Below are 13,814 nucleotides of genomic sequence, written 5' to 3'. Positions count from 1 at the left end.
GGAGGATTAGCTCAGCTGGGAGAGCATCTGCCTTACAAGCAGAGGGTCGGCGGTTCGATCCCGTCATCCTCCACCATTGATTCAATTTTAAATTACTATTATCGTCGCGGGGTGGAGCAGTTCGGTAGCTCGTCGGGCTCATAACCCGAAGGTCGCAGGTTCAAATCCTGTCCCCGCAATACCATTTTGCAAAAGTGAATAAACATCTAATGAGTAACTGATGGATGAATATTCTGCTGACGCAAAGTAAGGTAAGTTCTTTTGCTAACGCAGATTAATGAAAGATATTTTGCTTTCGCGAAAATCTCTGGTCTGGTAGTTCAGTTGGTTAGAATGCCTGCCTGTCACGCAGGAGGTCGCGGGTTCGAGTCCCGTCCAGACCGCCATTTTTCATTAAATGGCAAATATAAAAATACAAAATGGCTCAGTAGCTCAGTTGGTAGAGCAATGGACTGAAAATCCATGTGTCGGCGGTTCGATTCCGTCCTGAGCCACCATGTTTTTTACGAAGCATATTGGTGTAAAAAATGTGCCGGTGTAGCTCAACTGGTAGAGCAACTGACTTGTAATCAGTAGGTTGGGGGTTCAAGTCCTCTTGCCGGCACCATTTTCTCTCATTGTGGAGGGGTAGCGAAGTGGCTAAACGCGGCGGACTGTAAATCCGCTCCTTCGGGTTCGGCAGTTCGAATCTGCCCCCCTCCACCATTACAGGGGCATAGTTTAACGGTAGAACGAAGGTCTCCAAAACCTTTGGTGTGGGTTCGATTCCTACTGCCCCTGCCAAACAACACGGCGATTGTGGCGAAGTGGTTAACGCACCGGATTGTGGTTCCGGCATTCGTGGGTTCGATTCCCATCAGTCGCCCCAACTTTTCACATTTTTATGAATGTGACATATACTATTATTGGGCTATAGCCAAGCGGTAAGGCATCGCACTTTGACTGCGACATGCGTTGGTTCGAATCCAGCTAGCCCAGTTTTTGCGGAAGTAGTTCAGTGGTAGAACACCACCTTGCCAAGGTGGGGGTCGCGGGTTCGAATCCCGTCTTCCGCTCCAAAGATAAGGCGCCATAGCCAAGTGGTAAGGCAGAGGTCTGCAAAACCTTTATCACCGGTTCAAATCCGGTTGGCGCCTCCATATATGTATGCCGGTGTGGCGGAATAGGCAGACGCGCACGACTCAAAATCGTGTTCCTCACGGAGTGCCGGTTCGACCCCGGCCACCGGTACCATAAGCGGGTGTAGTTTAATGGTAAAACCTCAGCCTTCCAAGCTGATGTCGTGGGTTCGATTCCCATCACCCGCTCCAAGCATACATATACAAGACTTTCTCTTACTGAGGAAGTCTTTTTTATTATTATTTGGAAAAGAAGTTACTCCCGTGAATCTTAAAGGGATTATAAGAAAGAGATGTGATTTCAGGGAGCAAGCAACTTGCTGGCCATTATTTCTTTTAATAATAATTCTAAACAGCGCAATAATCCCGAAAGTGGCGCAAAAAATGATATTTCTGCGCAATTACTGAAAAAGAGGCGCAATAAATGAGATTCCTGCGCAATTATTAGGAACCTGGTCCAATTTTCTATGTGCCAAGAAAATCCAGTCTGACTGCAGGGTGTAAGTTCACTCTGATACATCCAAACTATCGAATATTATCCCTCAATTGTTACTGATTCAGACCTTTTTAAAACCTTTTAATAAAACATCGTTAGTTTTTGTCCCGGTAAACATAAACCATACCCAGTCTACGGCAAAAACAACCACCTTCAAAAATGACACCGCCTCAACTCATGCATAGCCAATCAATTGATCAGTCCCCATCTACACAATCCTTCTAATTTTTTTATCCAACCAAAATCCAAGTGGTCAAAATATTGCACCTTCTTTGTCAATTTTGTTGACCTGCTTCGCCTGGTCTCCCCTTTATACTTTAAGAAAGCGATTACATAACGAAGGGGTGGCGTTGCGAGTGGAACCAACAATTAAAACTGGACCTGTAAAAACCCAGGCCCAGATCAAGGCGGTGTCTAAGAAAAGGTTCAAATACAAAAGCCTGCTGACATACGCTGCCTTTGTAGGACCTGCACTTCTCTTTTTCCTGGTGATTCAGATTCTCCCTTTCCTAATGGGAGTCTATTATTCTTTCACTTCCTGGAATGGGGTGAGCTCTGTTGTAGAGTGGGTGGGGCTCGACAACTATAAGCAGATTTTCACGAATGATGAAACCTTTTTCAACTCATTTATGTTCACGACGAAATTTATGTTCGCCGCCGTTATCATCAGTAACTTAATCGGATTTGGTTTTGCTTTGCTTTTGAATGCGGCGTTGAAGACGCGTAATATTCTGCGGACAGTATTTTTTATTCCGAATGTCATCGGCGGCTTGTTATTGGGATTCATTTGGCAGTTCATCTTCGTGAAAGGATTTGCTTCTGTCGGGAACATGACGGATTTCGCCTTTTTCAAGATGCCGTGGCTTGGTGACGAGAAAACGGCTTTCTGGGGGATTGTCATCGTATTTGCCTGGCAGATCAGCGGGTATATGATGGTCATCTATGTTGCCGCCTTGCAAGGGGTGGACAGTTCCCTGCTGGAAGCTGCCAGGATGGACGGGGCATCGAACTGGACACTGCTGACGAAGATTATTATCCCATTGATCCTTCCGGCATTCACAATCTGCTTCTTCCTGACCATTTCTATGGCATTCAAGATCTTTGATCTGAATATCTCGTTAACCGGCGGAGGTCCATTTAATTCGACTCAGTCTGTAGCGATCAATATCTATCAGGAAGCATTTCAGAATAACCGGTATGGTCTTGGAACGGCAAAGTCCATTTTATTCTTTGTTGTTGTAGCGATCTTTACGACATTCCAAGTAATGCTGACGAAGAAGAAGGAGGTTGAGGCTTAATGGGCAATCGTTATACAAAGAAGACGTTTGTACTTGAGATAATCGGGATTGTCCTCGGTCTCATCTTCTTGATTCCTTTTTACTTTGTTTTCATCAATTCTGTTAAGCCATTCGCTGCCATCCTCATTGATGCAGCCGCTTGGCCGGAAGAGTTCATGTTCTCGAATTATGCGAAGGTGTGGGAAATAATAAACTTTCCAAGGGCGTTCTGGAATTCACTTATCATTACCGTTGCGAGCAACATCGGCTTAGTGGTGATCAGTTCGATGGCTGCCTGGAAGATGGTTCGTACACCGGGGAAGTTCAGTAAGATTTTATTTGTGATTTTTGTATCAGCGATGGTCATCCCTTTCCAGACGGTGATGATTCCGCTTATGAAGCTTGGAGGGGCATTGAATCTGACGAACAGCATTCCGGGATTGATCATTATGTACTTTGGCTTTGGAGTGCCATTATCTTTATTCCTATTCCATGGTTTTGTGAAAACAGTGCCTGTTGAAATCGAAGAATCAGCAATGATTGACGGATGCAGCCAGTTTGGCGTTTTTTGGAGAATTGTCTTTCCACTCCTTAAGCCGATCACCGTTACAGTCATCATTCTGAACACACTTTGGATTTGGAATGACTATCTGCTGCCGCTCCTGGTTTTACAGGATGCAGAGCTGCGTACGATCCCGCTCGCCGCGAGTTCTTTCTTTGCGCAGTATACGAAACAGTGGGATATGGGACTGGCGGCATTGGTGCTGGGGATTGCGCCGATCATTGTATTCTTCCTGTTCCTACAGAAACATATCATCAAGGGGATTGCATCCGGATCGATTAAGTAGATATAAAGGTCCTGTCATTCATTCAGGACTTTATATAAAATAACATTATATCAAGGGGGTAAAGCCAGTATGAAACGCATTCTTTTATTATTGACTTCATTGATTTTAGTTTTCGGCATCATCGCGGGTTGTTCATCTAAAGAATCTTCATCGGGCGGCGGAAGTGACTCTAAGTCAGGTGATGATGTAGTCACTCTTAATTTGTTCCAATTCAAAGTGGAAATTGCTGATCAGCTTCAAGAGATGATCAAGGAATTCGAAGCAGAACATCCAAATATTAAAGTGAAGCTTGAAACAGTCGGGGGCGGTGCCGATTACGGTGCTGCGCTTAAAGCGAAGTTTGCTTCAGGGGAAGAGCCGGATATTTTCAACAACGGCGGTTTTAAAGAGTTAGAGCTATGGCAGGAGAAGTTGGCGGATCTTTCAGGTGAGCCATGGGTAGAACATGTCCTTCCTATCGGGAAGGTTCCTATGACGGCTGAAGACGGTAAACTGTATGGTATGCCTGTCAATCTTGAGGGATACGGATTTGTATACAATAAGGATCTGTTTGAGAAAGCAGGAATCAAAGAGGCTCCAAAGACAATCGATGAATTGAAAGACGCATCAAAGAAGCTTGAAAAAGCAGGAATCACTCCATTCTCAGCAGGATACGGCGAGTGGTGGGTCATCGGGCAGCATTTACTGAACATTCCTTTCGCGCAGCAGGATGATCCTGAAGCATTCATTGCAGGATTATACGATGGTTCTGAAAAAATCGTCGGCAATGAAAAGTTCAAGCAATTTAAAGAAGTGCTCGATACTGAACTTAAATATGCAAATGATAATCCATTGACTACTGACTACAACACGCAAGTGACTCTTTTCGCTTCTGGTGAAACAGCGATACTTCAGCAGGGTAACTGGACGGAAAATATGATCACTGAGATCAACCCAGACATCAACATGGGCTTCCTTCCAATTCCGATAAGCAATGATGAAAGTGCAAACAGCCTGCCTGTAGGTGTACCGAATAACTGGGTGTTGAATAAAAACTCAGAGCACCTTGAAGAAGCAAAAACATTCTTGAACTGGATGGTTTCTTCTGAAACAGGAAAACGTTATATCACGGAAGAGTTCGCATTCATCCCGGCATTCGATAATATCGAGCCTGCAGGACTGGGCGATCTTGGAACGTCGATCCTTGAGTACTCGAAAGATGAGAAGACGATTCCTTGGACTTGGTTCAAATGGCCGGATGGGGCGAACAAAGAATTTGCTGCTGCCATCCAGGAATATGCCGCAGGAAAGATCGACTACGATACTTTACTTGAGAGATTCCAGAAATCCTGGGATAACTTGAAGTAAAACAGAATAAACGGAAGCATGTCTTTAAGAGGCATGCTTTCTGTTTATTCTTTCGTTTAAGAACAAAAATTTTCATGACAGCCAGGTTCTATTTAGAAAAGTTTCATTATTTTGAAAAAACTCTTCATGTATGTACAAGCAGGTATTATACTAGGGGTAAGCGAAATGTGGAGGTTCTTCCCCATGATAAAGACCAGTATCAGGAATAAACTGATTGTTCTCCTTCTGATCATCACCATTGTCCCTTTTGGGAGCTCGATTGTGATTACATATCTCTACACGAAAAATTCAATTGAAGAGCAGGTGGTGGCGGAGAGTAAAAACCTGCTGTATCAGGGGAAGGTTAACCTTGAGAGTTATATCAATGAATTGGATGATCTGACTCTATCCCTCTATAATAATCCCGATTTCATTAATTTCATGAGAAACCCTGATCAAGGGGATGACTATCTGACAATCGGAATTGTGAAGAATGTTGTACAGACGATTTTATACACGGGGGATACCATCAATGGGGTAAGAATCTCCTTTAGGGATGAAGACCGGGTCATCAAGGCTACGAAACGTTCCAACGTCATTTTTTCCAGTAAGAAAAATGAAGAAGATAAAGAAGCATTCTTAAGGGCTGAACGGAGTCCGTATAATATGTACATCGAACCGGACTTTCCCCAAAAGGAGAATGAAATCAAGCGATCCAGAAATATCGTGACGATCCACAGGGCCTTCAGGAATATTCCTGATGACGAGGTGCTTGCCTATATATCACTTGAGATTTCTCCCGACAAAATCATTAATTTGAGCAGGAATCTATATACAGGCGAAAAGGAGGAATTCTATCTTCTCACACCCGGGGGAGAAATGATTTACAGCTCCGATCTTGATGTAACCGATGACCAGAATAATCAGAAATGGATTAAACGTATCGTCGGTGAAGAAAAAAGTGAAGGAACGATGGAATGGAAGGAAGACGGTTTCAACGGGGTCATCATGTATGATCAGCTGCCCTTATCGGCAGGGGGCTGGATCCTTGCGAAGCGGGTCAGTTATGCGAACCTTTACGAAAGCGCCTTCAGTGTCGCCAAGATCAATATCTTATTTGGAATCCTGGGATTGACGCTTGTTGTACTTGCCACTTTATTCGTGTCGTTTAAGATAACCTCGCCGATCCGTGTCCTGCTCCGTAATATTCAGGAAGTGGAAAAAGGGAATATGGATGTCCGGCTGCCGGCATTCGGATCTGATGAAATCGGTTTGCTGGGGTTCAGGTTTCAACAGATGATCGAGCGGATCAATACCTTGATCAACAGGGAGTATAAACTGGAACTCGAGAATAAGAATAATCAATTAAAAGTGCTGCAGTCCCAGATCAACCCCCACTTCTTATACAATGCCCTGCAATCAATCGGCACGGTGGCATTAAAGAATAAAGTCCCGCAGGTATACACGCTCATCACTTATCTCTCAAAAATCATGAGATATGGGATGAACATGGAGGAGGATATGGTCCCGCTTGATAAGGAAATCAATTACACAAAGGCATTCCTTCTCCTGCAAAAAGAGCGGTTCGGGGATCATCTTGACTACAGGATAACTGTGGAAGAAGGGGTGAGGGAGGCTCAAGTACCAAAGATGATCCTTCAGCCCATCATTGAGAATTACTTCAAGCATGGCTTTGATATCCGGGATGGTGTAGGCCGGATCGAGCTCGACTGCAGAAGTGTGGATGATCACCTCCTCATCACGGTAAGGGACAACGGCATAGGCGTGACAACCCAACGGCTTGAGGAAGTGTATGCTCATTTTAAAGCGGCGGCATTGAATAAAATAGGGGAGTCCACAAACATCGGCTTAAAGAACGTATATGTGCGCTTGAAACTTTATTACGATGATCAGGCGGCATTACACCTTGAAAACTCTGATGAGGGAGGCTTTAAGGTGACCATGGAGCTGCCCATTGAGAGGGAGGATGAATGAGGGTGAAAGCAATCATCATTGACGACGAAAAGCATGTCCGTGAAGGATTACTCCTATTGGCACAGTGGAAGCATCATGGTATTCATACCATCCTTGAAGCGGAGGATGGCGAAGAGGCGAAGAAATTGATCATGGAGCACAAACCTGAAATCATTTTCACCGATATGAGGATGCCGAAGCTTGATGGGATCAGTCTTTTGAAATGGCTTCATTCCTCCAATATCCATTGCAAGACGATTGTGGTCAGCGGGTACGATGACTTTGAGTATATGAGAAATGCAATCTACTATAAAAGCTTTGATTATTTACTCAAACCCATTGAGCCTGATGTGTTGAATGACACATTGGAAAAAGCGGTTCATGAATGGAAAGAGCAGGCGCGTACCAGAAAATATCTGGTGGAAGAAAACAAAGTAATGAATGAAGTGAAGCCTCTTTATTGGGACCGCCTGTTTTCAAATCTGTGCCGGGCGGAAGGGGATGCCGGAGCAGCCGGTGAAAAGATAGAAGCGGAGTTCGGTATTCGATTCGGCAAAATGGAAAAAAGGATTTCCCTTATCCCGATCAGGCCGGTTGTCTTGAAATCCTTCCAAGGAGACAGAGATCTTGCTTTTTTCACGCTGACGAATATATGCAATGAACTTCTCAGCAAACAGAATGACGGGGTATGTTTCAGAAACATCCATAAAGACGAAGAGCTGGCCGTGCTGGTTTGGAATGATCAAAATCTGACTTTTTTACTAGAAGAACTTTATACACTGATTTATCAGTTCAGTAAAATCTGCATAACGATTTCGCTGGGTGAAAAATCACTGAGCATGCAGGAAGCCTATGAGTCTGCTCTGAAAGTGTGTATGCAGGATGATTTAAGGAAGCGGGATAAAATCATCACATCGTGCAATAAACCAAAGCCCCTTTTGCACCTGCTGGATTATTCAGGTGATTTGAAGTGGGCAATCCGAACAGGAAGCCCTGACGGAATTAAAGATTTGCTGCAGCAAATCTTTCAAACCCTGGAAAGCCTGCACACTGTATCTATGGAACAGATTCAGCTTTGGGAAAATCAATTTGAACTGCTCCGTACCAATTGGCTGAAAGAATATGAGATTGAGAGCCGGTCTTCTTTTTACAGGGGAGTGGATTACTGGAGTGAAGATGGAGCATTTTCCTTTCATAAGTTCAAAAACGAAAAAACAAAAGAATTCATGGAGTTGATCGAAACTCTGAAGTCGAAGAAATATCAGAAAGAGAAAAACAGTATGCAGAGAATAGAAGAGTATCTGCAGCAGCACTACCAGGAAGATGTAACCCTTCAGGAAATAGCCGATACATTCTTCTTGAGCAGAGAATACATCTCAAGGAAATTCAAACAGGAATACAATCTGACCATAACGGATTATTTAATGAATATCCGTTTGGAAAAAGCGAAGAAGCTTCTTGAAAATCCCTATCTCAAAATCTATGAAGTTGCCTATGGGGTTGGATACGGAAATGAGAAGTACTTCAGCAAGGTATTTAAAAAGCAGGTCGGGGCTACGCCCAATGAATTCAGGCGTTCCTTATTAAACTATAACTGATGGAGGTCTAAACATGATAAACGTGACAGTATGGAATGAGAACCGCCACGAACAGAAAAGCGAAAAGGTACGCAGTGTGTACCCGGAAGGAATCCACGGAGCCATTGCTTCATTCCTGGGTGAAGAATCCTTCAACGTCAGGACAGCTGTGCTTGATGATGAACAGCACGGGCTGACAGATGAGGTTCTCGATTCAACCGATGTGCTTCTATGGTGGGGGCATATCGCCCATGATGAAGTGTCGGATGACGTGGTGGGAAAGGTGAAGCAGCGCGTCCTTGACGGGATGGGGCTGATTGTACTCCACTCCGGCCATTTCTCAAAGATTTTCAAGGAGCTGATGGGGACATCATGCGATCTGAAATGGAGAGAAGCCGATGAAAAAGAACGGATCTGGATCGTCGACCCGAGTCATCCGATCACGGCAGGACTTGGGGAATACATCGAGCTGGAAAAAGAAGAAATGTACGGGGAGCATTTTGACATCCCGGCACCCGATCAACTGGTGATGGTGAGCTGGTTCGAAGGCGGGGAAGTGTTCCGCAGCGGATGCACGTATCAGCGCGGGAACGGGAAGATCTTTTACTTCCGGCCAGGACATGAAACATACCCGACTTACTACAATAAAGAAGTACAACACGTGATCATCAATGCCGTACGTTGGGCAAAGCCGGTGGAACGCAGCAGACCCCTCTACGGGAATGCAAAGCCGCTGGAAGAAATCAAAGGATCTAACTAAAAGGAGGATAAAAACATGAGTACATTAAAAGTTGGTGTCATCGGATGCGGAAGTATCGCGCAGCATCGTCATCTGCCTGAATATGCGGGGAACAGGGACGTGGAAATCGTGGCGGTATGTGACATTGTAGAGGAACGGGCTAAGAAGGCTGCGGAGAAATACGGGGCAGAAGCTTACACAAGTTATAAAGAACTGCTCTCCAATCATGAAGTCGAAGCGGTCAGTGTATGCACGCCGAATTATTTACACGCACCAATTTCGATTGCCGCACTGAACGCAGGCAAGCATGTACTATGTGAAAAACCGATGGCGACTTCATCTGAAGAGGCCGAGAGTATGATAGCGGCTGCCGAAAAAAATGGCAAGAAGCTGATGATCGCACATAATCAGAGGTTTGTACCTTCGCATCAAAAAGCGAAAGAGCTGATCGAAAAAGGCGAAGCCGGCAAGATTTACAGCTTCCGGTCTGCATTTGGCCACGGAGGTCCCGAAGGCTGGAGTGCCGATGGCAAAGACAGCTGGTTCTTTAAGAAAGATGAGGCATTCATCGGGGCGATGGGGGATCTCGGTGTCCATAAGACCGACCTGCTTCGTTACATACTCGGTGAAGAGTTCGTGGAAGTCGGAGCGTTCGTCGAGACAAGTGCAAAGGAAAATGCCGATGTCGATGATACGGCCGTCTGCGTACTGAAGACGGAAAGCGGAACGATCGGCACACTTGCTGCCAGCTGGTCCTACGTGTCCAAAGAAGACAACTCCACGATCATCTATGGAGAGAAGGCAATCCTGCGTTTAGAGGATGACCCGGTGCACTCATTGGTTGCTCAATACGCTACCGGCGAAGTGGTCAGATTTGAACTTGGCGGAATCCAGACGAATGAAGACGGCGGCCAGTCGAACTCGCATGTCATCGATCAATTCACCGCATCTGTATTGGAGGATAAGGAACCGCCTGTCAGCGGCAGCGAAGGAATGAAGTCCCTGCAGGTAGTACTTGGTGCACTGAAATCGAACGAATCAAAAACAATCGTAAAATTATAGAACTTGGGGTGAATGACAGCATGTCAAAACTTCGAATGGGAATCATCGGGGTTGGCGGGATTGCGCAGAGCCGCCATATCCCTGCATATAAAAAACTGGCAGACTCCGTTTCGGTCGAAGCGGTCAGTGATATTAACAGATCGACTGCAGAAGCAGCTGCTGAAAAGTTCAATATTGACGGGGTGTACAATGATTACCGGGATATGTTCTCGCACGTGGATGCCGTCACGATCTGCACCCCGAATAAGTTCCATGCGGAAATTACAATAGCCGCACTCAAAGCGGGTCTGCATGTCTTTTGTGAAAAACCGATGGCAATGACGCCGGATGAATGTCGGGCTATGATCGATGCAGCGGAGGAATCGGGGAAAGTGCTGGCGATTGCCTATCACTACCGATTCATGAAGGATTCGCGTGCCGCAAAGCGTTTTATCACTGCCAATGAAATCGGTGAACCGATCGTTGCAAGGGCGAGGGCGATCCGCCGCCGTAAAGTGCCGGGCTGGGGCGTCTTTACGAACAAGGAGCTGCAGGGAGGCGGGAGCCTGATCGATTACGGCTGCCACTTCCTCGACCTTTCACTATGGCTTCTCGGAAATCCAAGACCCGTCGAGGTGACCGGGACAGCCTATAACAAACTCAGCAGGATTCCGGGAGAGGTCAATCAATGGGGGGACTTCGACCGTGAGAACTTTGAAGTGGATGATCATGTGACGGCTTATATCAAGTTCGATAACGGTGCATCGATGCTCTTTGAGACTTCCTGGTCAGCCAATGTGAAAAGCGATGAAGAAAGCTTGAGCATCTCGGGGGAAACGGGCGGTGTCGATCTGTTTCCGCTGCACATCAATCAAATGAAACACGGAATGCTCTTGAACAGCGGAGCAGATTGGATTCCCGGTGAAGACGACCCGAGTCTCCCTCAAGCAGAGAACTTCATCAACAGCTGTCTCGGACTCGAAGAGCTGATCGTAAAACCGGAAGAGGCGATGGCCGTTTCTGAAATCGTCGATGCGATTTATAAAAGCAGTGAGACTCGAAAAAGCATCACTTTGAAATAGGAGGAAACACAGATGAAACTAGGTGTATTTACGGTATTATTCTCGCAGAAGAATCTCGATGAAATGCTCGATTATGTAAAAGATGCAGGCTTGCATGCGGTCGAAATCGGAACGGGCGGCTACCCGGGAAATGCCCATTGTGACCTTGATGAACTTTTGGAAAGTGAAGAAAAGCGCAGTGGATATTTGGAGAAAATCACTTCCCGCGGTCTTGAAATCAGTGCGTTCAGCTGTCATGGCAACCCAATCTCACCGGATTCTGACTTTGCAGAAGAATCACATGCGGCTCTTGAGAAAACCATCAAACTTGCCGGGTTGATGAATGTCCCTGTCGTAAACTGCTTTTCGGGAACAGCCGGTGATCATGAGGGCGCAAAACATCCGAACTGGCCGGTGTCCCCATGGCCGAATGAATACGGAGACATCCTGAAATGGCAATGGGAAGAAAAGTTGATTCCTTATTGGAAGAAGATGGGGCAGCTTGCTGAGAAGAATGGTGTGAAGATCGGCCTGGAGCTTCACGGCGGATTTCTGGTCCACACTCCTTACACATTGCTGAGGCTCCGTGAAGAAACATGCGACGCGATCGGTGCAAACCTGGATCCAAGTCACCTCTGGTGGCAGGGGATCGATCCGGTTGCCGCAATCAAGATTCTTGGAAAAGAGAATGCAATCCACCATTTCCATGCAAAAGACACGTATATCGATCAGGACAACGTCAACATGTACGGCCTCACGGATATGCAGCCGTACGGAAGCGTCCAGACCCGTGCGTGGTCGTTCCGTTCGGTTGGCTGCGGCCACAGCCTTCAGGAATGGTCCGGTATGATGAGTGCCCTGCGTACATTCGGATATGATTACGTAGTGAGCATCGAGCATGAAGATCCGATCATGTCGATCGAAGAAGGTTTCGGACGTGCGGTCAAAAATCTGAAATCGATCTTGATTGAAGAGCAGCCCGCGGATATGTGGTGGGTGTAGGAGGATGGGGTCCCCGGCTTTAGGTTGGGGGCCTTTTTTTGTGCTGTGATCGGGAGACTGGAATGAAGGGACGGACAGTTCTTTGTTGGTTTTACCATCATTTGGTAAGTGACGGAATTAATTCAATTTTTCAAAGATTATTGGTGCTTTTTCGAAGATTATTGCCCAAAACCGAAAGAATAAATGGCTTTTTTCGAAGATTAATGGGTCAAACTAAAAGATTCATGATTTAATCAGCGACGTACGCTCGAATATATGTGAATTTGTCCATTATAAAAGCCCCGAAATAGTCAAATTAAAAGAATTCACGTTTTGATCAGCGCCGTACACTCTAATATACGTGAATTTGACCTACATAAACGCCTCTAACTCTGCAAATTAAAAGAATCACGGTCTAATCAGCCTCCAATCCCCACTTCTATGTGGTATTGGTCAGTATAAAAGCCCCTACCTCTACGGCACATATCTAGATGGTGACTCCAGCAGCGTAAAAACAACCAATCCCATAAAAAATAACCCGAAACCCATCATTCGAATGGGATCCGGGTTAATCATCTTCATCTTTTTGCAAAAAACAGGGCTATCCCCCAACCACTTCATAAGTACCTTCGCCGCCATGAATGCCGACGAACATATCCATCAGCGATTTCGTCAGTTTCCCGCCTTCTTCTACAGGGAGGGAAGGCTTCAAGAAAATGATTTGTACTGCATTTCTAGTCTCATCCCCAACGGGTGCACGATTCGAGTCAACGAACGGACTGCCGAATGGTCCGGACTCATCTTCAGCAATGATCAGGTTCTCCAATGAATTTTCCCGCCCGTTCAGTCCAGTATAGGTTTCTCCGGACTGCCCGACTCTTAACACAATCGAACCTCCCTTGAGCTTATCCAGATCATAGATCCCGATCGGTACTTCATACTGTAAAGAGAAAAAGTTATTCAGATCGATGGCCGAGTTGATTGTCGAAAGATAGTTTTGCTTTTTTACCCGCCGGTAAAGGGCTTCAGCAGAGTGGCGGTAGCGGTTCGGATCTTTTCCCGTCATTTTGAATGCGTCCCGCCATTCAGCTACACCCTCAATGTCAGTAACGTTCTTATCCTGAAGTTCGAAGAAAATGGATTCTTGAAATAACTGAAGCCTTCCCTTCAGCATTTGAGGAGAATCGCCGACTTCGATATCATGGTAATGAATGACCCCGGCTTTGAAACCGGGTACAGCTGAAGTAATTGATGAATGTATGGTGATTTCCATTATTTTTCCTCCACATTTCGTTTGAAATAGTTTATCATAATAATCGGCTGTAATCATTTATAAGAATTCAATACATTTATATATAAGGAAAGGAGGCAATTGC

General features: G+C 45.6%; 10 protein-coding genes and 13 tRNA genes. 22 read left to right on the top strand and 1 reads right to left on the bottom strand.

The window, feature by feature from the left end:
* From ACKA06_RS07450 to ACKA06_RS07345, 22 genes are all read left to right on the top strand, one after another.
* Positions 1-76: transfer RNA gene (locus tag ACKA06_RS07450), tRNA-Val, on the top strand.
* 29 nt (positions 77-105) lie between these two features.
* A tRNA-Met gene (locus ACKA06_RS07445) sits at positions 106-179 on the top strand.
* Between the two features lie 130 nt (positions 180-309).
* Positions 310-386, top strand: a tRNA-Asp gene (locus ACKA06_RS07440).
* A 35-nt stretch (positions 387-421) separates the two neighbouring features.
* A tRNA-Phe gene (locus ACKA06_RS07435) sits at positions 422-497 on the top strand.
* 34 nt (positions 498-531) lie between these two features.
* A tRNA-Thr gene (locus ACKA06_RS07430) sits at positions 532-607 on the top strand.
* 14 nt (positions 608-621) lie between these two features.
* Positions 622-705: transfer RNA gene (locus ACKA06_RS07425), tRNA-Tyr, on the top strand.
* Between the two features lie 4 nt (positions 706-709).
* A tRNA-Trp gene (locus ACKA06_RS07420) sits at positions 710-783 on the top strand.
* Positions 784-792: 9 nt separating this feature from the next.
* Positions 793-868, top strand: a tRNA-His gene (locus ACKA06_RS07415).
* A 38-nt stretch (positions 869-906) separates the two neighbouring features.
* Positions 907-978: transfer RNA gene (locus ACKA06_RS07410), tRNA-Gln, on the top strand.
* Positions 979-983: 5 nt separating this feature from the next.
* Positions 984-1,058: transfer RNA gene (locus ACKA06_RS07405), tRNA-Gly, on the top strand.
* 7 nt (positions 1,059-1,065) lie between these two features.
* Positions 1,066-1,139 (top strand) — tRNA-Cys (locus tag ACKA06_RS07400).
* Positions 1,140-1,148: 9 nt separating this feature from the next.
* A tRNA-Leu gene (locus ACKA06_RS07395) sits at positions 1,149-1,233 on the top strand.
* Between the two features lie 3 nt (positions 1,234-1,236).
* A tRNA-Gly gene (locus ACKA06_RS07390) sits at positions 1,237-1,310 on the top strand.
* A gap of 705 nt (positions 1,311-2,015) precedes the next feature.
* Entirely contained in the window at positions 2,016-2,912 is an 897-nt protein-coding gene (locus ACKA06_RS07385; RefSeq protein WP_411159366.1) for a carbohydrate ABC transporter permease, read from the top strand.
* Positions 2,912-3,739: a carbohydrate ABC transporter permease gene (locus tag ACKA06_RS07380; RefSeq protein ID WP_032089388.1), complete on the top strand. Its 828-nt coding sequence runs from the start codon at positions 2,912-2,914 to the stop codon at positions 3,737-3,739. Before ACKA06_RS07385 ends, ACKA06_RS07380 begins: the two co-directional genes overlap by 1 nt.
* 69 nt (positions 3,740-3,808) lie before the next feature.
* Entirely contained in the window at positions 3,809-5,086 is a 1,278-nt protein-coding gene (locus tag ACKA06_RS07375; protein WP_411159362.1) for an ABC transporter substrate-binding protein, read from the top strand.
* 183 nt (positions 5,087-5,269) lie between these two features.
* A complete protein-coding gene (locus tag ACKA06_RS07370; RefSeq protein ID WP_411159361.1) occupies positions 5,270-7,060 on the top strand; it encodes a cache domain-containing sensor histidine kinase in 1,791 nt (596 codons plus the stop codon).
* A 2-nt stretch (positions 7,061-7,062) separates the two neighbouring features.
* Complete coding sequence (locus ACKA06_RS07365; RefSeq protein WP_197670570.1) at positions 7,063-8,637, top strand: response regulator transcription factor; 1,575 nt, start codon at positions 7,063-7,065, stop codon at positions 8,635-8,637.
* 13 nt (positions 8,638-8,650) lie between these two features.
* Entirely contained in the window at positions 8,651-9,376 is a 726-nt protein-coding gene (locus ACKA06_RS07360) for a ThuA domain-containing protein (protein ID WP_411159360.1), read from the top strand.
* A 15-nt stretch (positions 9,377-9,391) separates the two neighbouring features.
* On the top strand, positions 9,392-10,417 hold the full coding sequence (locus tag ACKA06_RS07355; RefSeq protein ID WP_411159359.1) for a Gfo/Idh/MocA family protein: 1,026 nt from the start codon (positions 9,392-9,394) through the stop codon (positions 10,415-10,417).
* 20 nt (positions 10,418-10,437) lie between these two features.
* Positions 10,438-11,478: a Gfo/Idh/MocA family protein gene (locus ACKA06_RS07350; protein WP_197670572.1), complete on the top strand. Its 1,041-nt coding sequence runs from the start codon at positions 10,438-10,440 to the stop codon at positions 11,476-11,478.
* A 12-nt stretch (positions 11,479-11,490) separates the two neighbouring features.
* A complete protein-coding gene (locus ACKA06_RS07345) occupies positions 11,491-12,459 on the top strand; it encodes a sugar phosphate isomerase/epimerase family protein (protein WP_197670573.1) in 969 nt (322 codons plus the stop codon).
* A 580-nt stretch (positions 12,460-13,039) separates the two neighbouring features.
* Here ACKA06_RS07345 and ACKA06_RS07340 read toward each other — a convergent pair.
* Positions 13,040-13,711 (bottom strand): B3/B4 domain-containing protein, encoded by a 672-nt coding sequence (locus ACKA06_RS07340; protein WP_198258377.1) that lies wholly within the window; start codon positions 13,709-13,711, stop codon positions 13,040-13,042.
* Between the last annotated feature and the right edge of the window lie 103 nt (positions 13,712-13,814).

The sequence above is a fragment of the Rossellomorea oryzaecorticis genome, assembly GCF_045897515.1.
GTDB classification, from domain to species: Bacteria; Bacillota; Bacilli; order Bacillales; family Bacillaceae_B; genus Rossellomorea; species Rossellomorea enclensis.
This window is presented reverse-complemented; position numbering and strand designations above follow the sequence as displayed.